17 protein-coding genes and 1 pseudogene are annotated in these 22690 nt (G+C 44.9%); 9 read left to right on the plus strand and 9 right to left on the minus strand.

All coding sequences use genetic code 11. From position 1 onward, the window contains the following. Positions 1–470: 470 nt before the first annotated feature. A complete protein-coding gene (locus ACED46_RS14535) occupies positions 471–1355 on the minus strand; it encodes a LysR family transcriptional regulator (RefSeq protein WP_017071346.1) in 885 nt (294 codons plus the stop codon). A 157-nt stretch (positions 1356–1512) separates the two neighbouring features. Between ACED46_RS14535 and ACED46_RS14540 the strand changes: the two genes are divergently transcribed. The 7 genes and pseudogenes from ACED46_RS14540 (at position 1513) to ACED46_RS14570 (ending at position 11083) form a co-directional block, all read left to right on the plus strand. Next, entirely contained in the window at positions 1513–1911 is a 399-nt protein-coding gene (locus ACED46_RS14540; protein ID WP_017060835.1) for a RidA family protein, read from the plus strand. Positions 1912–2098: 187 nt separating this feature from the next. After that, positions 2099–3559 carry an aldehyde dehydrogenase family protein gene (locus ACED46_RS14545; RefSeq protein WP_371721773.1) on the plus strand — a complete coding sequence of 487 codons (1461 nt, stop codon included), beginning with the start codon at positions 2099–2101 and terminating at the stop codon, positions 3557–3559. A 206-nt stretch (positions 3560–3765) separates the two neighbouring features. After that, on the plus strand, positions 3766–4761 hold the full coding sequence (locus ACED46_RS14550) for a membrane dipeptidase (RefSeq protein WP_371721757.1): 996 nt from the start codon (positions 3766–3768) through the stop codon (positions 4759–4761). Between the two features lie 230 nt (positions 4762–4991). Continuing rightward, positions 4992–6599 (plus strand): BCCT family transporter, encoded by a 1608-nt coding sequence (locus ACED46_RS14555; protein WP_017066850.1) that lies wholly within the window; start codon positions 4992–4994, stop codon positions 6597–6599. A gap of 263 nt (positions 6600–6862) precedes the next feature. After that, a pseudogene (locus ACED46_RS14560) lies at positions 6863–8669 on the plus strand (hypothetical protein). Then, positions 8666–9403: a DUF3726 domain-containing protein gene (locus ACED46_RS14565; RefSeq protein ID WP_017064722.1), complete on the plus strand. Its 738-nt coding sequence runs from the start codon at positions 8666–8668 to the stop codon at positions 9401–9403. The pseudogene ACED46_RS14560 and the gene ACED46_RS14565 overlap by 4 nt, the downstream one beginning before the upstream one ends. 396 nt (positions 9404–9799) lie before the next feature. Next, positions 9800–11083 carry an alpha/beta fold hydrolase gene (locus ACED46_RS14570; RefSeq protein WP_371721758.1) on the plus strand — a complete coding sequence of 428 codons (1284 nt, stop codon included), beginning with the start codon at positions 9800–9802 and terminating at the stop codon, positions 11081–11083. A gap of 171 nt (positions 11084–11254) precedes the next feature. Here ACED46_RS14570 and ACED46_RS14575 read toward each other — a convergent pair whose 3' ends face one another. From ACED46_RS14575 to ACED46_RS14600, 6 genes are all read right to left on the minus strand, one after another. Then, the gene (locus ACED46_RS14575; protein WP_004730424.1) at positions 11255–11437 is read right to left on the minus strand and encodes a hypothetical protein; all 183 of its coding nucleotides are present in this window, start codon (positions 11435–11437) and stop codon (positions 11255–11257) included. 264 nt (positions 11438–11701) lie between these two features. Then, a complete protein-coding gene (locus tag ACED46_RS14580; RefSeq protein ID WP_004730426.1) occupies positions 11702–11929 on the minus strand; it encodes a PAS factor family protein in 228 nt (75 codons plus the stop codon). A 267-nt stretch (positions 11930–12196) separates the two neighbouring features. Next, positions 12197–14353: a c-type cytochrome gene (locus tag ACED46_RS14585; RefSeq protein WP_371721759.1), complete on the minus strand. Its 2157-nt coding sequence runs from the start codon at positions 14351–14353 to the stop codon at positions 12197–12199. After that, positions 14350–14964, minus strand: a complete 615-nt coding sequence (locus ACED46_RS14590) for a cbb3-type cytochrome c oxidase subunit II (protein WP_371721760.1) — start codon at positions 14962–14964, stop codon at positions 14350–14352. The genes ACED46_RS14585 and ACED46_RS14590 overlap by 4 nt, the downstream gene beginning before the upstream one ends. Further along, a complete protein-coding gene (gene ccoN / locus ACED46_RS14595) occupies positions 14965–16389 on the minus strand; it encodes a cytochrome-c oxidase, cbb3-type subunit I (protein ID WP_371721761.1) in 1425 nt (474 codons plus the stop codon). A gap of 37 nt (positions 16390–16426) precedes the next feature. Continuing rightward, positions 16427–16801, minus strand: a complete 375-nt coding sequence (locus ACED46_RS14600) for a cytochrome c (RefSeq protein ID WP_029235248.1) — start codon at positions 16799–16801, stop codon at positions 16427–16429. 461 nt (positions 16802–17262) lie between these two features. On the opposite strand from ACED46_RS14600, the gene ACED46_RS14605 reads away from it, so the two are divergent. Next, positions 17263–17718: a hypothetical protein gene (locus ACED46_RS14605; protein ID WP_017060028.1), complete on the plus strand. Its 456-nt coding sequence runs from the start codon at positions 17263–17265 to the stop codon at positions 17716–17718. Between the two features lie 9 nt (positions 17719–17727). Continuing rightward, positions 17728–18753, plus strand: coding sequence for a GGDEF domain-containing protein (locus tag ACED46_RS14610; protein ID WP_017060027.1), 1026 nt, complete (start codon positions 17728–17730; stop codon positions 18751–18753). Positions 18754–18983: 230 nt separating this feature from the next. Here ACED46_RS14610 and ACED46_RS14615 read toward each other — a convergent pair whose 3' ends face one another. Then, entirely contained in the window at positions 18984–21416 is a 2433-nt protein-coding gene (locus ACED46_RS14615; protein WP_371721762.1) for a putative bifunctional diguanylate cyclase/phosphodiesterase, read from the minus strand. A 3-nt stretch (positions 21417–21419) separates the two neighbouring features. Then, the gene (locus tag ACED46_RS14620; RefSeq protein ID WP_102393763.1) at positions 21420–22451 is read right to left on the minus strand and encodes a PotD/PotF family extracellular solute-binding protein; all 1032 of its coding nucleotides are present in this window, start codon (positions 22449–22451) and stop codon (positions 21420–21422) included. Positions 22452–22690: the final 239 nt, after the last annotated feature.

The raw sequence follows: 22690 nt of genomic DNA on the forward strand, positions 1-22690 counted from the left end.
CATTACGTTAGACGGAATTTACGCTGAGCTTAGTGCTTAAGGTTCTGTCTATGAAGATGCTTTATCCTTGTGAAAAAGAGGGTCTTTTTAGAAGGGAGTAGCGAGCTAAATTTTCAACTTATGATCTTATCAATTAAGACTATTCAAACACTTAGATTCATTTACAAGCTGAGTTGTGAAGTGTGATTTTGGTAGGGGTTAAGCTTGTTTGAGGCAATGATGGAAGATCTGGTTTTTCTGGTAAATTAAACGTACGTCGCTCCTTATCAATAAGCGAATATTTTTTATATTGTCGTCAGCTTGTCACTATTTGCGTGCGCGAGAGTGAAAATTCAGCGCCTAAATGTTGATGATATAGGAGTGAAATGGGGGACTGGGTGTGCGAGAAGCATGGTGCGGAGAAGAAACACCGAGTTTTGAGGAAGTAAATGGCAGCAGAGCGCTGCCTAATTTACTTAATCTAGGCTCTCTTATGACTCTTCATAACTGAGGTATTGAATACATAAGTCATGGAAAGCCTGTGCTTGTGGCGAGATCGTACGATCAGACAGTCTGAAAATGCCGATTTGTCGTTGCAAGGGTGGGTCAATTAGCGGAATCCACACCAAGCGGGTTTCATTGGTTGGGAAAGCCAGCTTAGGTAGCGTGGTCACGCCTATCCCGAGCTCTAACACCGAAAAAAGCGAGGTAATGTTCTCGACAGAGTACAGGGCTTGTTCGCTGAGCATGCGCGCAGGTGTTGGGTCCAGTAGGGTGCAAGTCCCGTTACGAATGAAGGGCTGCTTTAACAAGGTTTGCCATTCGATTCCTTCCTGTTGAGAGGCGATAGGGTTATCTTTGAGGCACACCACACCGATAGGATCAGAAAGCAAAGGCGTGAAGTCGATGCTCTCTTCTTCTAAATGGGAGCTATTACCGAGGGCAACATCCACCTCGCCAGAGAGTAATCTTGCTTCTACCCCTGCCGCATTATCATCAATCAAACTCACTTCTACATTCGGGTACTGCTCACAAAATGCCCCTAAAACACTAGGGATGAGTTTTGCGGCCACCGAAGGCACGCTCGCTATTCGAACTCTTCCTTGTTGCCCAGCCGCCGCTGCACGTAAGTCGTTGTCTAATGCTTTGTAAACATTCAAGAATTGAATGATTTTCGGTAGGCATATTTCACCAAAAGGTGTCAGTGTAGATTTGTTGCCTGTTTCAAACAGTGGCTGACCAAGTATTTTCTCAAGCTCTTTTATTGAAGTAGACAGTGCCGCTTGAGAGCGATTTGCTCGGTGAGAGGCGGCACGAAATCCACCTTCTTCGACCACCAAAACGAAATGTTTTAACTGTTGTAGCTTAATACTCATGACTCCGATCCTTCTCTAGCCCTTGCTATACCTTACTTTTTGCAAGGTGATAGATTTTATTTATCAAATGCACAAAATTTACCGTTAGATTTATCAGGCGTCAAGGTGCAGTATTTAACCATATTGAAACATAGTTGTTACAAAGTTGGATGAAATCGTGAACGCACAAACTAAAAAACACCCAGTAAAAACCTCTCTTTTTGCTTCAAAAGCACCACTAGAGTGGGCAATCGTTAATAACGGCACTCTATACACTGCGCAGATTCCAATCGATGAAACGGGCGCAGTAGTAGAAGGCGGTATTGAAGCGCAAACGCGTCAGACTTTTAACAACCTTGTTCATACCTTGGAGTGTGCAGGCGAATCGATGGATTCTGTGCTGCAGGTTCTGATTTACGTGACTGACCGTGAATACCTGAAAACGGTAAACAGCGTATACGGAGAATACTTCAACGCACCTTATCCAAATCGTGCAGCAGTCGTTGTTGCAGGGCTAGCTAGAGAAGAGATGTTGGTTGAGTTCGTGGTTTATGCATCGGCGTCTCAACCTGAATAAATGGACTGTGAACTGAGGCAATTTGCCAATCAAAGCTGTTTGTCTACGCAGATCTTTACTAATACAAGCGAATAGTTTTACGTCTAGATACAAAATTAATACTTATTCTCTATATGAATTAACAATTTATTAATTAATCCGATGGTTGCCAGACTCAACCGCAACCTAACGTTACAAGGACAGAATGATGACTCACTTACAGAATGTTCAAGCAGAAAACGCACTTTACATTGGCGGCGAATGGCAAGCGGGTGTAAGCACCGTCGCGAACATTAACCCATCAGATATTTCTGAAAACATTGGTAACTTTGCACAAGCAAGCGCAGAGCAAGTGCAACAAGCGATTTCAGCGGCAAAACACGCTCAACCAGAGTGGGAAAAAACGCCAATTGAACGTAAACAAGCGGTACTACAAGCAATTGGTGATGAGCTGATTGCGCGTTGTGATGAACTGGGTACGTTGCTTTCTAGTGAAGAGGGTAAACCTTTTGCTGAAGGTCGTGGCGAAATTTACCGTGCTGGTCAGTTCTTCCAATACTTCGCCGCAGAAGTACTTCGTCAAATTGGCGACAACGCTGAATCTGTGCGCCCTGGTGTTTCTGTTGAAGTGACTCGTGAAGCGGTAGGTGTTATCGGCATCATCTCTCCTTGGAACTTCCCGACAGCAACGGCTGCTTGGAAAATTGCTCCAGCACTGGCTTTCGGTAACAGCGTTATCTGGAAGCCAGCAAACCTAACACCAGCAAGTGCGGTTGCGCTTACTGAGATCATCCACCGCCAAGGCATGCCAGCAGGCACGTTTAACCTTGTTCTAGGTAGTGGTTCGAAAGTAGGCGATGCACTGATCAACTCTAAAGAAGTGAACGGTGTGAGCTTTACTGGTTCTGTTGATACAGGTCGTAAGGTTGCGGCTGCTACAGCGCCAAACTTCGTTCGTTGCCAACTAGAAATGGGCAGTAAGAACGCACTTGTTATTGCTGACGATGCAGACATCCAAACTGCGGTTGACGCAACGATTGCAGGTTCGTTCTCGGGTGCTGGTCAAAAATGTACAGCATCTTCTCGTCTAGTGGTTATGGATAGCATTCACGACCAGTACGTTGAAGCACTGATTAAGCGTATGAGTGAGCTGAAAGTGGGTCACGCACTGGAAGAGGGCGTGTTCATGGGCCCTGTTGTGGACGGAAACCAACTTGAAGCAAACCTAGGTTGGGTTGAGAAAGCACGTCAAAGCGGCGGTGAGCTGGCATTTGGTGGCGAGCGCCTAAGCATGAAACACGAAGGTTTCTACATGTCTCCAACGCTGTTCTTGAATACTAAGAACGATTGGGAAGTGAACCAAGAAGAAGTGTTTGCACCCATGGCAAGCGTGATTCGTGTCGCTGACCTAGAAGAAGCGATTGCGACAACCAACGACACTCGCTTCGGTCTAACAGGCGGCATCATTACTCAGAGCCTACGTACTAGCGCAATGTTCAAGCAACAAGCGCAGACCGGTTGTGTGATGGTCAACCTACCAACAGCAGGCACGGATTACCACGTACCGTTTGGTGGTCGTAAAGAGTCTAGCTTCGGTCCTCGTGAGCAAGGTCAATACGCGAAAGAGTTCTACACAGTGGTTAAGACGGCTTACCAACGTCCTTACTAATCCACTTTCTAAATAAGAATTGGATAGCTGAATTAACTTCCTAGCTATCCAGCTATCGAATTGGCCTGATTTACAGAGTCAGGCCAACATTCAAACCAAAGCAGCAAACGAACTTAGATAAGTGATTTAACCCATTTTTGAAAACATGTTGTTTGAGCGTGTTTTCAAAACCGAGCTAGAACACTGAGCTTTCAATAGGAGTGGTTATGTACCAGCAACGGATTGTTATAGATGGATTGCAATACTGCAATTGGAACAGAGAATATTTCCAAACACTAAAGGCGAGCGGCATTACAGCAGTTCACGCTACCGCGGTTTACCACGAGACTGCTCGTGAAACCTTATCTCGCTTTGCAGAATGGAACTTAAGATTCGAGCAGAACGCAGACCTTATCATGCCGATTCACTCAATGGCTGATGTCGAGACTGCAAAAGAGACTGGCAAAGTCGGCATTTTACTTGGTGCTCAAAACTGTTCTCCAATCGACGATGAGATCGGTCTTATCGAAGTGATGCGTAAGCAAGGCCTTTTGATCATGCAACTGACGTACAACAACCAGAGCTTATTGGCGACGGGTTGCTACGAGAAGAACGACACAGGTATTACTCGCTTTGGTAAACAAGCCATCGAAGAGATGAACCGAGTGGGCATGATCATCGATATGTCTCACAGTGCCGAGCGCTCAACACTTGAAGCAATCGACTTGTCTTCTCGTCCTATTTGTATCAGCCATGCGAACCCAACGTTTGCTCATGATGCACTACGAAATAAATCAAACGATGTGATTAAAGCTCTAACCGCACGCGGCGGCTTAATCGGATTCAGCTTGTACCCATTCCACTTACCAAATGGCAGTCAATGTACGTTGGAAGATTTCTGCCAGATGGTTGCGACTACGGCTGACATGGTCGGCGTAGAGCACCTCGGTATTGGCAGTGACCTATGCTTAAACCAACCTCAAGCCGTTCTTGAATGGATGAGAAATGGTCGTTGGTCTAAAGCAATGGACTACGGCGAAGGCTCTGCGAACAACTCAGGTTGGCCAGATGCGTTGCCTTGGTTCTGTGGTAGTGCGGGTATGGAAAACATATATAACGGATTGATGCGTCATGGTTTCAGCGAGTCTGAAGCTGGGCAAGTCTTGGGAGAAAACTGGTTTAACTTCTTGAAAGATGGCCTAGAGCCTCAAACCAAGGGTTAACGGTTTCTCGCGAGCCATCATCGAATTAGCAGCCTTCTAACAAACGTTCAATAAGCAAGTGCTGCTTAAACCAATTTCACTATTCAAAAGGAACAACGGTCTATTTCGCAACGCGGTAACCCAAACATGGATTAGCCTGCCCAACACAAAAAACAATAGGGCAGGTGTTAAATACACCCTTGTAGTCATCATTCAAATGACAGCTGCAAAGAAACCTCTGGAGTCAGAGTATGTCTGATTTAACCAATAGCGTGAAATCTTCAAGCTTAAATGCGGGTCAAGCACACACAACAATTAATGCAAAAAGCAACACAAACGAGTCTGAGTCTACGTCAGACAAATTAGGCCTATCCAACCCAGCACTTTGGTACAGCGGCGGTTTTATCGCTCTGTTCGTGGCACTTGCTCTATTTGATGGCGAGCTGTTATCAAGCCTAGTAAATACGGGCTTTGCATGGTCTGTAAAAGTATTCGGTCCTTACTGGCAAATGCTTCTTCTTCTGACTTTTCTTATTGGTCTTGGCCTGGCGGCAGGGCGAACAGGCAAGGTTATCCTAGGCGGCATCGCTAAACCTGAAATGGACGGCTTCCGTTGGATGGCGATCATCTTCTGTACGCTACTGGCAGGTGGCGGTGTATTTTGGGCAGCAGCAGAGCCTATCGCTCACTACGTTAGCCCACCACCATTGTACGGCGCACAAGAAAACGCACAGCAAGGCGCGGTGAATGCTTTATCGCAATCCTTCATGCACTGGGGTTTTCTAGCATGGGCCATTGTCGGTAGCTTAACGTCTATTGTGGTGATGCACCTTCACTACGACAAAGGCTTACCGCTTAAACCTCGTATTTTGCTTTACCCAGTTTTAGGCGAGCGAGCATTGAAAGGTCACACCGGCGCATTGATTGATGCATGTTGTATTGTCGCAGTAGCGGCGGGCACCATTGGTCCTATCGGCTTCTTAGGCTTGCAAGTGAGCTACGCACTGAACGCACTGTTTGATATTCCTGATGGCTTCACGACGCAGCTTATCATCATCCTGTTCGCTATCGTTCTATACACATTGTCGGCATTAAGTGGTCTTAACCGCGGAATGCAAATGCTAAGCCGTTACAACGTAATTTTAGCAATGTCATTGATGGTCTACATTCTGATCTTCGGCCCAACAAACTTCATTTTCAATGGCTACATCCAAGGTGTAGGCAGCATGATAGACAACTTCATCCCAATGGCAACATACCGTGGTGACGAAGGTTGGTTGAGCTGGTGGACAGTATTCTTCTGGGGTTGGTTCTTAGGTTACGGCCCAATGATGGCAATCTTCATCGCACGTATTTCACGCGGTCGTAGTATTCGCCAATTGGTATCAACCATCAGTCTTATTGCACCGTTCGTAACATGTTTCTGGTTCACCATTGTTGGCGGTTCTGGCCTTGCGTTTGAAATTGCAGACCCAGGCAGCGTAAGTAAAGCGTTCGAAGGCTTTAATTTACCTGGCGCGCTACTGGCAGTAACTCAGCAACTACCAATGCCAATGCTTATCTCTATTCTGTTCTTGATCTTGACGACGATCTTCATCGTAACGACAGGTGACTCAATGACTTACACCATCAGTGTGGTAGTCAGCGGTGAGACAGAGCCTAACGCAATTATTCGTACTTTCTGGGGTGTGATGATGGGGGTAACAGCATTGATTCTGATTTCCCTAGGTTCCGGCGGTATTTCAGCGCTGCAATCATTCATAGTTATCACAGCGGTACCGGTGTCCTTAATCTTGCTGCCATCACTTTGGAATGCGCCTCAAATCGCAATCAAGATGGCGAAAGATCAAGGCTTATAAAACATCAATGCCGGTATAAAGAAGAAAATGTAGAGATAAAGCTCTCTAAAAACTGAAGATAAACAAGGTGTGAGCCTTTGAAAGAAGGCTGATACAAGATTCCGGAAGGAAGATAAAAACCGTACTGGTGAAGATACACCGGGCGGCACGTATTTAGGTCAATCGATCTAGTCAGGACAAATAATAAGTGGCGAGTTCGCTTGCCTCGATAATATCAATAACGATTAAAAACGTGAAAGCTAACCAACATACTGTCGCTATATATGCTTCAAAAGACAGCAACGATCGGTTCTGAATGGCTAGCAAAATCCTATAACTATTAAGGTGGTGAGCAAAATGGATGCACATCGTTCTACCTACACTGAATCAGCACTACGTGACGCAACGGTCGTCATGGCACCGGAAAGACTGGGTGCTATGCACCAAACACGCATCAGCTTCGTAAGAACTCTGATTCGTAAAATGGCGCAACAGCAATGGAAAGTGACTAAGCATGAGTGGCAACTAGACGCTCGAGGTTTTGGTCATGTTATCTATAAGCTAGAGACGCCAAATCATGTTTATCATTTGGTTGTTTTCTGCGATGAGATTGCAGACGACGAACGAAATGACCGTGTAATTGCTGAAAAGTGGGACGTAACGTTTGCTCTGGTTCTTGGTGATGTCACCCTACTTGAGAGACTTCGTGCGAATGTACCGCTACAAGAAGCAGGCCGTAACCCTAACAATGTGCTTGTTTTAGCGCGTGCCAACAAAAGTGTACGAGTGTTTGAACATATTGTTAGTCACTTGGCTAAAGGTGTTCAACCAACGCCAAAAGAGCTAGCGGAAGTTGGCTACATCCTACGAACCACAGCGGTTTATGGTAATGGTAAGTTTGGTATTGCTGACTTTAAAATCTTGGAAAAGAATCCAGATTTTAATCAATCGTTCAGTGCTCAAATGTGTGCTGTTTATATGCTGCGTGAGTTCAGCCTAGATTGGGTTCATTACCTAGCGGAGCAACAAGGCGGTGAACAAGCGATTACCTTGCACAGAGGCTTACAACGCTACCTAGGTGTGGGTAATGCCACAGGTTTAGGTATGGCGCCATATCTGATTAACCACCCAAGTATTGTCGATCAATGGATGACAACCCGTGAGCATGCATTAGCTGACGTGTTAGCTAATCACACGGATACGGCATTGATTGAGCCCCTACGTACATTAGTTAAAAAAGCGATTTGTCATTTAGAACAAGTTGTTACCATCAATGAAAATCAGCAAGAGTTGAACAAAACCGCTGTTGATGAGTTGAAACACGCAGAACAGTCACTAGAAGCTTCTGTAAACCATTGCGATACATGGGCGCAGTTAGTTGAGCAATCTAAGCACATGAGTATGGAAGCCCAAGAAATCCTTATCTCATGCTTGATGGAATTGTACCCAGAATTAGTGGACGCCCATCAAGAGCAAATGAATTGTAGCGAAACACTCTCGCTTCCTAGTGGCAAAAAGATCCAAGACCTATTGGTTGTGTTAGAAGAAAAGTACCGTTGGGCGATCACGACTGACTTTACGAAAGCAGAAAATAACTACTGGTTCTGGTATCGCTCTCAGGACAAAGAAGAGCCAAGGCTCGGTGTTCGAGGCGAGGAACTCGGCGAAGAGCGCGAACTGCCGTTGGATATCGGCCGTCAAGCTTACCGTCTGTACCATGCTTTATTGCAATTCGCGCCAGAGCTTTCATTGGCTGAATTCCTTGTTAAACAACCGCAGCATCGTGCCATTGCGCGCCGTGTGTGGACGTTAGGTAACAAGGCGATGGGCGACATTCAAATGAACGTGCTGCACCAAGACTCGCCACCAATGCATTTGCTGCGTTGTAAGCTAGCGATGTTTGGAGCGACTAAGTTTGATCCTCGCTCAGACCGTTGGGTACGAGTGACGTTTTTCCAAGGTGCACCGTTGCTTGATGAAATTCATCAGGACGAATGGGTGTTCCCAATCTTACCAAGTGAAGCGGAGATCGCTGACTCAAATAAAGTTCCTACACATATCAACGCTCAACATGGAGGTAAATCGTTATGATCGTTTCTCACAATGAACTGGTAGCGGCCGTTAATAAAGCCTTTCTGGGTATGCGTCGTACATGTGGTGAAGCCGATGTGATAGCGAACATGGTGGCAGATTTACAAATGGTTGGCTTGGATGGTGTTCGTCATTTTAACAATGCGAGCAACTTTATGGGGCTAGAAGACGATTGCCCTGTAGACATCCAAGTGACAAGCGACAACACAGTTGAAGTGGACCTGCACAAGGCGAGCTTAGCGTGTCATCTTCCTGTGGTGATGGATTACGCCATTGAAAAAATGGTCGGTAAAAAGACGCTGAAAATCGAGCTAAACAACTGCCATAACCGTTGGTTAGCGTACAGTGAGCTTGTAAAACTGGCAGCGAAAGGCATCGCATGTACCGCACGTTGGGATAATGGCTCAAATCCTAAGAGCACCTTGTATGTGCTTAACCGTGGTTGCGTTGCACCAGAACTGTTTTTATCAGATTTGCCTCTGGCATCGGACGATCATATCCACAATATGACCATCGAGCTTTCCGTCCAGGATTTCGATATCGAACGTTTGTCAGATGGCTACCAAACACACATTGAATCGGAAGCGCTTTTTAAAACTCAAGAGAAGGCGTGGAACGAGGGCATTGAAGTTGACGATGGAGAGTGGGGCGCGTTGAAAGAAACGGCGACGGCTATCCTTGTTGAAAACAGCCAACGTTCAATTCAAGGTGCAGGTGAGCTCGAGGCTTCTTAGCTTTGTTTTATAGAGCTATAAGTTACAGAAGCTCAGTTTATAGATCTTTGGCTTATAGAAACTAAACCTATAAAGCCTGAGCTTGTTCAACCTAAAAACCTCATTTACAACAGATAAAACCAAAGAGCTTAACGTATCCTCACCTCGTTAAGCTCTTTTTATTTGTGTCCCACTTTTGTTCTTCTTCTCAATAGATCACATCTTAAACTCTCTGTTTTGACACAAGTTGTTACGCGTATAAAGCTAATTTGGCGATTTAATGAAGTACCTTCACATTCAGGTTCAACAAACGGTTTCATTTACAAGCTAGTATGCGTATCTTGCTAACTACGGTGCCAAAGGGTGCCATTTTTATTCGTACCAATGACTTTAGAATCAGATAAAAAGGAATGAAGCGTGCAAGCTAACTTTATTGATGGAACCACCCTGTACCGTCAGCACTCTTTCGAGTTGCCACTTGATTATCAAGCCAAAGATGGACAACAGATCCAAGTCTTCGCACGTGAGCTGGTTGATCTCGCTAAAGATGAGCAAGAGCTGCCGTGGTTGATCTACTTTCAAGGCGGCCCAGGTTTTCCTTCTCCACGGGTGAGTGGTCAATCGGGTTGGCTAAAGCGTGCATTACAAAACTACCGTGTTCTGCTTCTAGACCAACGTGGTACTGGCAACAGCACGGTTATCAGCCATGAAACTTTGGCGCATTTGTCTCCAGAACAACAAGTCGAATACTTAACGCATTTCAGAGCGGATAACATCGTTCGTGACGCTGAAGCGATTCGTGAACAGTTTGGTATTAAGCAATGGTCGACGATTGGTCAAAGCTTTGGTGGCTTCTGTACACTGAGCTATTTGTCACTGTTCCCACAGAGCTTGCAGCGTTGTTATGTGACGGGCGGCATTCCTTCTATTGAACGAGAAGCTGACGATGTTTATCGTGCGACTTACAAGCGTGTAGAAGACAAAAACAGAGCTTTCTTTGCTCAGTTCCCACAAGCACAAGCTATGTGTCGCGAGATCTCTGATTACCTGCTCAACAACGATGTGAGACTGCCAAACGGTCAGGTGTTCACAGTTGAACAGTTCCAGCTAATAGGTATTAATCTTGGTGGCGGCGAAGCAAACCTTCCAATGTATTTCACACTGGAGAGTGCGTTTGTTGAAGTGAACGGTAACAGACAGCTGAGCTACAGCTTCCTAAATCAAATGCAGCAAGAGCAGGGTTACTTAACTAACCCAATTTTGCATGAATCGATTTACTGTCAAGGTACAGCGTCTAACTGGTCTGCACATCGTGTTCGTGAGCAGTACCCACACTTCAACTACCAATCGGGCAGTGAGTTCTGGTTTACTGGTGAAATGGTGTACCCATGGATGTTCGACCAACTTGAAACGCTGAAGCCACTGCGTGAAGCCGCGAACATGTTGGCTGAAAAGTCGGACTGGGGCACTTTGTACAACGCAGAGCAGTTGAGCAAGAATACAGTGCCAATGGCGTGTGCCGTTTACGCCGATGACATGTACGTTGAGTTGGATTACAGCCGTGAAACATTGGCGAACATTCCTAACTCGAAAGCGTGGATCACCAATGAATATGAACACAATGGCTTGCGAGTAGACGGCGAAAGGATTGTCGATAAATTGATGACGATGGTTGAAGCGTTAGAAAATCTGCCAAAGTAATCAAGCTATTTGCACTAGAAACAAGATGCGTTAGAAGCTTTCTACTTTAGAAACTATCTACGTTAGAAATACGATACGCCAGAAACAAGAAAACGCTGCACCCATGCAGCGTTTTTTTATGTCATCGAACTATTCGATTTAAGGAACTAGGAGGGGTAGCCCTTGAAGCCATTAAGGTTGGATGACGATATCTTGATTTTCAGTGGTCGATAAGCTGGCGCGGTTCTGTTCGATAAGCTGAGCCGCATAAGAGGGAGTTACAGCTTGAATTTCGCCTTTTGAACGAATCGTTAATGCTTCCCACGCATGATCACGGTATTTGCCTGTTTGTGTATATTCAATAAGTACTCTCATGATTCTTCCATCCGATGTGTGGTTAACGTGCTACTAACATTAGCGCCATTATTGTGGTTACACACCTGTTAAAAATGGAACATAAGATTAACCAAATGAGAATGCGTGTAACTTGAAAAACAGACCTAACTGCACTTATCTTACTTAACCGTACTTATCGTAACTAACAGCATTTATTGTAACCAACCTTACTTATCGTAAATAGCGTCCACAAAAAAACGCTGCACAATGGCAGCGTTAAAGTTGAGATAGGTTGAAGATTGCTTAGCTGTTTTCTAAGCCAACAATCTTGCGTGCAGACATCACTGCACTATCCAAATCGGTCAATCTACCAGCACTTGCTGGACCAAGAACTGATGAATACAAAGCCAACTGCTTCTCAAATGATAAATCTAATTGGTTATATAGATTTTGGCGGATTTGAGCGTGTTGCTGAGGCTTTGCGCTCGACAGGCCTTCCAACGTATCGTAGATGAGTGTAGTTGTATCCATAACTGTCCTTAGTACATCTTTAGAAAATTTTGCATATTATGCACTTGGTGTCATCTTTGTTCTGCGAGATTGATCGCATTATGTGCAGCTCTGCTTAATTGTGTAATCAGTTAGTTACAATTGTGTTGTACGGCAAAGTATCGAAAACTTGGGTTTGGGCAAAAGAAAAGGAGACACAGTGGTCTCCTTTTGGCTTGTTAGGCAAACATAAAAGTTACGTGCTGTTCGCTGCTTGTTGGGCCAATCGGCTACGCACAGCTACAGCGCCTATCGTATGTTAATGTTCTTATCTCGATTTTCGTACATTTCAGGTGTGGTGTGTAATCCACCTGCATAGCCTGCTGCTTCAAGTGTTTCTCTTACCTCTCGAACATGCTCAGCCGTGACCGGTTCATTTCTGTCGCCAAGGTTTAAACGCACAAACGTGATTAACTCAGCTAAGCGTTGATCCGACAGTACATCCTCAAAACTTGCCATTGGCATGAAATTTCTGTCTTTGTCGAGATAGGTGGGTTGCAAGCCGCGCACCGTTACCGCAATGGTATTGAATGGGTCGCTGTGCATGATAATACCGTTGTTCAACAGAGTAGGGGCGATTGGATCGCGACCTTTACCATCGTCACCATGACAGGCCCCACAGGTTTGACGATACGTGGTGTAGATTTCACTGGCATACGCAGCTTCATCAAACCCTTTAGGCTGTAACTGAACGGCATCACTGGCAATGGTGTTGTTGATGTCCCCACTGAGTAGGTAATAGGACATCGACTCAATATCTTCACGCGTCATCAAGCTTAGGCTGTTTTTCACTACATCAGCCATACCCGCAAAAGCGGTGCCTTTGTCTGAATGTCCTGTGTGTAAAAAGTCTGTGAGTGTTGCTTCATCCCAACCATCGATATAGAGCTCATTGGCTGTAATATCAGGCGCGTTCCAACCGTCGATCAAGTTACCTTGGAAAATACGTTCTGGTATCAGTGCTTGGGCAATATTTCGAGGTGTATGGCACTCCGAACAGTGACCAAGTCCTGCGACCCAATATTTGCCTTGTTGCCACTTATCGACATTCTCAATTTCTCCTTTGAGTTCCTCTGGCACTTCATAATCAATAGGGTCGGTATCCATGAATACGATGTTCCAGCCAAGCAAACCTAAGCGAATATTGGATGGAAACATCATGCTGTTGTCATCATTGCGTCGCGGCACGGCGGTGATTGACTGCATGTATTCCCATAAATCCACCATGTCTTGGTCGGTGAGGTATTGATAGGAGGTGTAAGGCATTGCAGGGTACAGGTAACCATTCTTGCCTTTACCTGCGACTAACGCCGCTCGGAAATCATCGAAGTCATAAGTCCCAATACCTTCGGTAGTGTGTGGCGTTATGTTGGTTGAATACACGGTGCCGAAGGGGGTGACAAAGGGTAGGCCGCCAGCAAAGGGTTCGCCACCTTCTGCACTATGACAAGCCACACAGTCACCGGCATAAGCGAGATATTCTCCGCGCTCAACAGATGATGCTTTCAAACTCGCGAGCCGTTGTTGCTCTACGTCACCAGCGTGTCGGATATAAGCCCCAAGCGCGAGTATCTCGTTCTCGGTGAGCTGCTCATCAAACGCAGGCATTAGGTTGTTCAAACCGTAATTGATGGTGTGCTGAATCTCTTCAATACTCCCTCCGTGAAGCCAGATATCATCGGAAAGATCAGGTACGCCAATCGCTGGGTTAGCGACAGCACCATCGGCATGACAAGACGAACAGTATTGGACGAACAAGGTTTTACCGAGCTCGACTTTAATCTCCGGCACATCGGTATGACGTTGGTTGAGGGAGGCTAGATAGTAGGAGACTTTTGCCACCTCGTCTGGGCGCATGATTTCACTCCAACCCGGCATCGCTCCATTTCGGCCTTTGGCAATCGAATGGATCACAGCTTCATCACTGCCGCCGTATAACCATTCTTGGTCGATAAGATTAGGGAAGTGTTTCTGACCTTGTGCATTATCTCGGTGACAAGCGGCACAGTGAGTTTGGAATAGAATCCTACCGCTGTTCACGATCTCTGGGACAGCAGCTAATCCCTCTAACGTGGTTTCGCTGGTTTGTGCAAATTGCTCATTGAGAGTGGTGGATGGTGAACTGAGCTTATCGTCGCTTTGTTCCCAATCGACTAAGCCTTCCCATTCGCCAAGCCCGGGGTAGAGCACCAAATAACCCGCAGACAAAAGAAATGCCACTGCATAACTGATAAATAACAGCTTAGGTGGAGGCGCATCTTTCTCTTCAATACCATCAAAGGTGCCAATGGTGTGGTCGTGATCGGCCTTGTGATTGCTACGCCAGTATTTAACGACAACAGACACCATCAGAACAAAGAATATTAAGGTTAAGAGTACCGCCCATAGATTCCAGAATGTGCTCATTGTGATACCTCCTGTGACGTATCTTTACCCAGGCTTTGTAAATAGCGAATCAGAGCTTCACCTTTGGTTTTGCCTCTTACTTGCAAACGGGCATCACCAATTTCTTGATCGGTATAAGGCACACCTAAGGTACGTAACACTTCCATTTTGGCGCTAATATCATCGCCAGTCAGAGTCTGCTCAAATAGCCACGGGTAAGAGGGCATGATCGAGGTCGGTACGACTTTTCGAGGGTCAATTAAGTGAATAGCATGCCATTGGTCAGAATACCTTCTACCTAAGTTAGTGAGGTCAGGACCAGTACGTTTAGAGCCCCACAAGTTAGGAAACTCATAGATATCGTCTGCTTCTTGGTTCGGGCGACCATTACGCTTCACTTCTGGCTCTAGAGGGCGAACCATTTGTGTGTGACAAACATGGCAGCCTTCACTGATGTATATGTCTCGGCCTGCTAACTCAATCGGTGTGAGAGGCATCGCTAAGCTGCCTTTGGCAATATCATCGCCACGGACAATGCTTGGCACTACCCAGACCAATAAAGAGAAGGACGCCACGACAACAGTGGTCAAAATTAAAATGACGATTGAATGTGTAAAGTCTTTACTCATCATTTAAGCTCCTTCATTAACAGTGTGTTTAGCATCATGAGTTACGGGCATACGAACCGTTTTGTACAAGTTGAAAGCCATTAAGAACAATCCAAGTACAAACAGCGCGCCACCAAAGAAACGCATGAATAACCAAGGTGCTTTAAAATCCATAGCCTCTACAAAGCTGTAAATCAGTTCGCCATTTTCATTTTGAGCGAGCCACATATAGCCTTCACCGATGCCTGCGATCCAAAGTGCTATCGCATAGATGGCGACGCCAGCATGAGCGAGCCAAAAGTGCCATTTAATCAGTCGTCGTGACCAAAGATCGGTTTGGCCCCACAAGCGTGGAATGAAGTAGTAAAAAACCGCTATCCCTGACATTCCAACCCATCCTAGAGCCGCGGAATGTACGTGTCCTATGATCCATTCGGTGTTGTGTGCCAACATGTTGAACCAGCGAATAGCGAGTAGCGGGCCTTCGAATGTCGCCAAGCAGTAGTAAAGAATCGCTGAGAAAAAGAATAAAAGAATGTAGTCGGACTTCAGCTTTTCTTTGTTTTGTAGGAGGGTCATTGCGCTATTGAACGCACCTGCCCAAGAAGGGAGCCAAAGGATCAATGACATCACGATGCCGATGTTCTGAATCCAGATAGGAACGGAAGAGTAAACCAAATGGTGCGTTCCGGCCCACGTGTAAAAGCCGACCAAGCCCCAGAAATGGATCACAGACAAACGGTACGAGTAGATAGGTCGATCCGCTGCTTTAGGTATGAAATAGTAGTTCATACCAATCACACCAGCGGTCAGCAAGAAGCCGACGGCATTATGTCCCCACCACCATTGAACAATCGCATCTTGAGCGCCTGCAAACACAGAGTAGGACTTCATCGCCAACACAGGCATCGCGAGGTTGTTCACGATGAAAATCATTGCAACGACGATAATGAATGCAGCAAAGAACCAGTTAGCCACAAAGATATGGCTGACCTTTCGTTTAGCAAGGGTGCCAAAGAACAACACCGCGTACAGCACCCAAACCAACACAATCATCAAGTCGATTGGCCATTCAAGCTCCGCATACTCTTTTGAGGTAGTGTGGCCTGCGGGTAAGGAAATGACCGCAAGTAACAGGATGAATTGCCAGCCCCAAAATACCATCCATGAAAGGCTTTTGTTGAACAAGTCACAATGGCCTGTTCGCTGGGCAATGTACAAAGACGTCCCCATCAAGATATTCACGACGAAGCCGTAAATTACTCCAGAGGTATGTAGCGGACGCAGTCGACCAAATTGGAAATACTGAGAATCAAAGTTTAAGACTGGCCAATATAATTGCGCGGCGAGAATCACGCCGATGATCATACCTACAATCGCCCACACTAAGGATGCAATGATGAAGTACTTCACGACCTTAATGCTGTATTGCGTTGTCACTTGTTCCATAACAAGGCTCCTTGCCTAGAGGTTTTGAATCGCTGACTTAATTTGAATCGCTGAGCGAGCCTGCTTCGTTGCCGAGCACAGAATAGAAATAGGAAATGTCACGGATGTCTTGGTCTGAGAGCGTGTCGGCTTGTTGTTGCATGAGAATCGCTAAGCCACTGGTTCTTTCTCGAGTCTGGTAATCTTTCAATGAAGAGATGAGATAACCCACTTTTTGACCGCGAAGGTTCGGGTAGGGATCTTGTGTTGAGATGCCATCAGCGCCATGACAGGTCATACACACTTTAGCTTTTTGTTTACCTAATTCGAATTGTTCTTGATTAACTTCAGCAGAAACAGGAAACATGACCAGCGTCATTACTAGGGTAGAAAGTGTCGCCATGGGGTTAAATTTTTTTATATTCAAACTCATTCTCGATTCCCTTGATTATGAAATGAGTAAGCTTTCTAAGATCAATACACGAGATCAACTGGTGAAGTAGAAACGACTGGAACTCGTTATTAAGTCTCTTAAAGCTGCTTACGTTCGATTAAAGGTTATGCAGCAACCAGCATTCTCGCTACTGACTTACTTATATTTATTGTTAATTTGTTGTTTCATACGTATTCATAGGGCTTATTGGTTTACTTACGCAGAGTAAAATACGAGTTTTTGTTACTAGACGGTTGAGAAGGAATACGTCAAGCGGGTAGGGAGTGCTGAACGAGAGCGGTGATGGAAGAGACAGAGAAACGGCGAAGTTATTGAAAAACAGCGAGGTGTAGGGGCATTAGGGATAAAGCGATACCAATCAATCTGAGTGGTATCGGTACAAGTTAAATGGTCAATTTATACTAGACTCAAATTAGTGACCTTTTTAAATGGAGTTTAGAATGAGAACTGTATTCTTGTTGATGCTTTGGCTTTGCTCGTTTTCGATTTTTGCAGCCTCAGAGTTAACGGTTTTCGACCACTCCGGGCAAAAGCATGGTTTTAGTAGAGAGCAACTCCTGTCACTTCCTCAAAAAGAAATTACTACCACCTTGCCTTGGGTCGAGGGTCTGACCGTTTATAGTGGCGTGACGTTACAAACGGTGCTTGGAAATATGGATTTACCGATATCATCACAAGTTACTTTTGTGGCATTGAATGACTATAAAATTGCCGTGCCCAAAGAGGATTTTGATACCTATGAACCCATCATTGCGATTAAAAAGAATGGTGAGTTTATGTCTGTGAGAGAAAAAGGCCCGTTTTGGTTGATTTACCCACTCTCTGCGAATCCTGAGACTAATACCCCTGATTTCCATGCCAAGATGATTTGGCAGATTCGTGATATTCACCTGTAGAGGCTAATTATGAAGAAGCTGTTGTCTATGGCTGCAATCAAAGTCGTTGTTTTGTCTTTGGCCGTGGTTGTTCTATCCGTCAATATCTACAGCGTTACTCGAATTAATGACATCAACAAGAGCTTTTCTAATCGCCAAAATGAGGCAACATGGTTTGTTTTCCAATTGGTAAAGGAATACGCGAATTTCTTGATGGTGAGCCGTTCGGATAATCTCAATTACGACGATTTGTGGTTAGCCTATGATATTACGTGGAGCCGCTTTGATATTCTGATCAACAGTACCGAATCTTCTAACTTCATTAAATCTGCCAACTTCAAACCTTATTTCACCGGAGAGTTTGAGAAATTTAAGTCGTTAGAATCCTCAATTAAGTTGGTGAATCAAGGCGCTTTGCCTAAGGAATCACTGCAGAAGAAAATTGATATTTGTTACAACACGCTGGTCGAATTTATTAACGAAAAGTTTCGACTTCAAAGCCCGGTTATTGAAGAAAACACCACAATGGTCGACAAGTTGGTGATGATGCATCAGATAAGCAGCGTATTTCTGGTGTTGCTACTGCTTGTGACAGGAGCGATTTTTTACGTCGACTTTGCAATCAAACGAAAACTTCATTCTACCGACTTCATTACTGGCTTTCGCAATCGAGTCTCGCTCATGCAGTTTGTTAAGAACAGCTATCCAACAAACGGTAATTTCGACCTTTACTTTGTAAGAATCAGAAACCTTAGTGAGATAAACCAAAAGTATGGACTTGAATATGGAGACTTGGTGGTGAGTTCAGCTGCTAAGTCCCTGACGGCAAAGGTACCGGAAAGTACTATCTCGTTTCGTAGTAGTGGCAGTCAGTTTCTATTCTTCATTCCTGAGCAATTGTACACAAGTGATGAGATACAGGAAAAATTCAATGACGTGCTTAAGGATTATATCTCTGCGGGGAATTTAGAATTGATGATTGACGCTGTAGTCAGGCATAAGAAGAACATCAGCTCTAAAGATATGATGGAGCTACTAACGACAATGCAGAGTTAATCCCCGCATCAGCGATAAGTTAGATCATTAGGTTTTGTTGACTGTACGCTCACCATTCTCCCGCTTCACTATCATGGCTTTTGCCATTCTTTATTTGCCTCCTCATTCAATGTGCAGCCAATAGAGAGCTCCTGCTCTGATGAAGATAGTTCTACTACTAGTTATAGCTATAGTGGCTTTCCGCGCTTGAGTAGGAAGAGAGGCTTTGAGGTTTAGGTTTAGGTTTAAGGTTACTGCTTTTGAGTGAGTGCAACGATTCGCTCGTTAGATCTCGAACTGCTAACAGACTGCGGGTTTAAAATTGCTTGCGGGTTATGGTTTCGAACAAACTCGATGAATTCCAGATAAGTGAGTGGCTGACTGAAGAAGTAGCCTTGTATTAGGTCACAGTTGGCTTTTCTGAGGTAATGATACTGTTCTATCGACTCAACACCTTCTCCGACGACTAACGTGTCACAAGAGTGGCCTAAGTTAACCATAGATTCGACCATCTTGCGGTCGGCCTTGTCGTCTACCATGTTATCGATAAAGCTCTTATCAATTTTGAGCTCATCCACAGGGTAGTGCAGAAGTTGGTTAAACGCTGTGTAGCCCGTACCAAAATCGTCAAGGGAGACCTTTAAACCTAAGCTTCTGAGGCTCTCGATAGTCTGCACCGTAAGCTTGGTACTTTTCACGTAACTGGTCTCGGTAATCTCTATAATAATGTTGCCAGGTGGCACTTGATAACGTTCGAGTACTTTACGGATGTTGTCGGCAAAATTACGGTTGTAGAGCTCCATCGCCGAGATATTAATTGACAGAGTGCCCTTGTATTTATGAAGTTCTGAAAGCTCTTTATAGCTTTTGATCGCGGTGCCAATGACCCACATGTCGAGCCTGGCAATAAGGTTACTCTTTTCTGCAACTGGGATAAATTCTTCTGGTCCCGCATCGATATCGAATAAGGCTGGGCAACGAATCAGGCACTCCGCGCCATCTATCTGAAGTGTCTTGGCGTTAAAAATAGGCATAAAGCGAAGTTCAAAGTTGTCACTTTCGCAGCACTCTAAGAGTCTTTTCTCTACAACGTCATGGCGTTCCAAGGTATGTAACAACTCTTCGCCATAAACAATACGACTTTCGCCATCACTATGAGACTTCGCATTAGCTAACATTTCATCGATGCATCGGTGCCAAATCTCATCGAACTTTGGCGTGTCGAGCGGTAAAACACCTGTTGCGAGTGATAATCGAAACCCATAGTAGTCAAGGAAGGTGGTGCCGGTCAGCGTATTGTTGATGTTCTCAATTTCTTCGTTTATCACTTGGTTCTTACCCATCTCCAAGATCGCGATAAACTGATTCCCTCCCAGTCTGGCTAAAGAGTAATCACTGCAACTAAAGCCCAAAGAGGCTTGTTGGTTTTGTAGTGTCTCTTTCAGTGCTTTAGCTAAGCTTATCAGTACATTATCACCAACTTTTGCCCCGTAGAGATCGTTAATTTTACGAAAATCGATGATGTCCCAACAAACCACATAGCAGTGTGGGCTCATCGAGCTTTTTAGTCGTACATCAAGGTGTCTGATGAAAGAGCGTCGGTTAGCTAGCTTGGTGAGTTGGTCGAATTCGGCTTCGAACTTCAACTCTGTTAATGAGTCTATGTACGCGTTCTTTAAACCATCAACTTCACTTTGCCCTGATGAGCGTTTGAAGTATCTAAGTTTGAGCCCGCCGATCGATATCTCTTGCAGTAAGTCTTTAAGCGGGCGCACGAGTTGGTAACGTACCACTAAATGTACGATCAACATGATCGTAAAGAGAGTACCAAAGCCACCTAACAAGGTTTGTTTAGCGATGATGGCTTTCTCATGGTTGAACTTTTGTTCTCGAATATTTACTTGCGCGATGAGATGTCGGCTGGTCATCTGCACATTGATATTATCTTGGGTTTGCTCAATTGATTTGATAACGAATTGGGTATTTTCAATGTTGGCAGCGTCTGAGGATGGCTCGATTAAGAACTGAATATTGTCATCGTCATTGTATTTGATTAGCAGGCTAGAGAGTTGCATCAGAGGCCCGTCAGCAATCAAGATGTAGCGATTTAAACTGCTACTTGCACGTTTGTCTTGAGGAAGGAGGTAAGGGTCAATTGCTGCAACATACGAGTATCTGAGCTCTCCACTGATCGAGATATAAGAGAAGCCTTCGTAGGAGAGTTCATTTTTGCTGATTAACGAGGTGTATATATCGAAGACTCTTTCGTAAATCTTGTCAGGGATCTTTAGCCCCTCGAAAGGATCGGCTCTGAGAGTCGAAAGCGTTAATTTGAACTTAGGGTCCACGATATAAACATTGCGTTGCCCAAATTGATTGACGTGATTCTGGCTTAATACTCGGAGTACTCGTTTTTCCAATAGCGATAGAGTCGTGTAGTCGCCAGGATTTTGAATGTAGCGGAGGAACTGCAACGAAGAACCGATATCTTTAACTAGTAAGGACAAGCCGAGCTGCTCGTATTCCGCCGCGACTAAAGCGGTGTTCACATCAGATTGCACCTTGTCCAAATACATGTGCTTAGCATGATTTGATGCGAAGTTGTACATCACGATTCCTGCTATCAGGAGCACAAATGTCAGCGTTGGTAAAAGTACAAAATAGAGCTTCTTCAATACTGGCATGAGTTATCTCAAACTGTCGACAATACGATTGCGAATTTGAATGCTACTCGGTTCTAACGGCTGATAAAGGTAGCTGCGATCTAATACTTCTTTATTCGGGAAAAGCTCGGGATCGTTTTGATACTCCTGAGAAGTGAGTGCTTTTGCTTTTGAACTTGGCGTTGCAAACCATGAATCCATTGCGTTTTGAGCGGCGATTTCGGGTTGCGATAAGAAGGAGAGAATCGTGGTTGCCTGTGGAGATCGCTCTCCGTTGTTAATTGCAGCCATACACTCTAACCATAAGGTTGTTCCTTCTAGAGGCACTGTGTAGGCCCAAGATGCCTCAGGTTCGGCATCATTAAGCACATAGCTGTCACCTGAGTATCCGTAGGCGAGGTCGATGTTGGCTAAGTGTTCGGGATGACGAATATAATCGACAACGTATTCATTACTTTCAAGGTGAGGCTTCTGTGCTTGTAGCGTTTTGTAAGCGACTCGAAGTTCTTGTTCGTTGTTGGTAAACGGCTCAAATTGATTCATCAGAAGCGCAGCACTCACCAAATCCGTAGGCTCATAATACATGCTGATTCGGCCGCTGGTTTTGGTTTCAGGGTCTAGAAGAGCGCCCCAAGACTTGGGAGTCTCAACTTTTCCGCTTCGGTATAAGATGCCGGATGTCCCCCAAGCGTAGGGGATTCCATATTCGCCACACCCATCCACCCATCTTGAGTCAAAGTTGCTTGAAAGGGATTGCTGCAAGTCGCTCAGGTTGTGGAATAAGTTCTGTTTAGCCAGCGCTTTCAGTTTAATACTTTCAATGACAACCAATTCAAACGCACCTCGTCGTTCACTCAATAGCACTTCATCACGAATGGACTCGTCAGAAAAATATTGCTGCTTTAGTGAGATGCCGTAGGTATCACTCAACTGGGTAACGACGCTGTCAGATAAAAATTCATCCCAATTGTAGAGATAAATATCATGCTGCTGGCCAAACACAGGGCTAGCCAAAAAGGATGTTGACGCAAGTATTGATACGCAAAACGCTTTCACAGACGGATTCCCTTTCGTACGTGATAACTAAATCGTAGCCCAAAATTTGCAACATGATTCAAATTTAGGCACTTAATTTAACTTCAACTTCATGCATTTCATGCAAATAGTAACTTGCTACTCCTACTTGATACCGAACCTTTATCGTGTGAGGCAAGGATGACTCCGTCGTATCGTATTCAACACAAGTACGTATTCCAGTTTATTGTCCGTGAATGGATTATTTAAATTAATATTCA

Source organism: Vibrio sp. 1S139 (assembly GCF_041439475.1).
Taxonomy (GTDB): Bacteria; Pseudomonadota; Gammaproteobacteria; order Enterobacterales; family Vibrionaceae; genus Vibrio; species Vibrio crassostreae_C.

Coding starts and splice junctions, on each gene's coding strand:
- ACED46_RS14535 (WP_017071346.1), bottom strand. CDS start 1,355: ATGAGTATTAAGCTACAACAGTTAAAACATTTCGTTTTGGTGGTCGAA.
- ACED46_RS14545 (WP_371721773.1), top strand. CDS start 2,099: ATGACTCACTTACAGAATGTTCAAGCAGAAAACGCACTTTACATTGGC.
- ACED46_RS14550 (WP_371721757.1), top strand. CDS start 3,766: ATGTACCAGCAACGGATTGTTATAGATGGATTGCAATACTGCAATTGG.
- ACED46_RS14555 (WP_017066850.1), top strand. CDS start 4,992: ATGTCTGATTTAACCAATAGCGTGAAATCTTCAAGCTTAAATGCGGGT.
- ACED46_RS14565 (WP_017064722.1), top strand. CDS start 8,666: ATGATCGTTTCTCACAATGAACTGGTAGCGGCCGTTAATAAAGCCTTT.
- ACED46_RS14575 (WP_004730424.1), bottom strand. CDS start 11,437: ATGAGAGTACTTATTGAATATACACAAACAGGCAAATACCGTGATCAT.
- ACED46_RS14580 (WP_004730426.1), bottom strand. CDS start 11,929: ATGGATACAACTACACTCATCTACGATACGTTGGAAGGCCTGTCGAGC.
- ACED46_RS14585 (WP_371721759.1), bottom strand. CDS start 14,353: ATGAGCACATTCTGGAATCTATGGGCGGTACTCTTAACCTTAATATTC.
- ACED46_RS14590 (WP_371721760.1), bottom strand. CDS start 14,964: ATGATGAGTAAAGACTTTACACATTCAATCGTCATTTTAATTTTGACC.
- ccoN (WP_371721761.1), bottom strand. CDS start 16,389: ATGGAACAAGTGACAACGCAATACAGCATTAAGGTCGTGAAGTACTTC.
- ACED46_RS14600 (WP_029235248.1), bottom strand. CDS start 16,801: ATGAGTTTGAATATAAAAAAATTTAACCCCATGGCGACACTTTCTACC.
- ACED46_RS14605 (WP_017060028.1), top strand. CDS start 17,263: ATGAGAACTGTATTCTTGTTGATGCTTTGGCTTTGCTCGTTTTCGATT.
- ACED46_RS14610 (WP_017060027.1), top strand. CDS start 17,728: ATGAAGAAGCTGTTGTCTATGGCTGCAATCAAAGTCGTTGTTTTGTCT.
- ACED46_RS14615 (WP_371721762.1), bottom strand. CDS start 21,416: ATGCCAGTATTGAAGAAGCTCTATTTTGTACTTTTACCAACGCTGACA.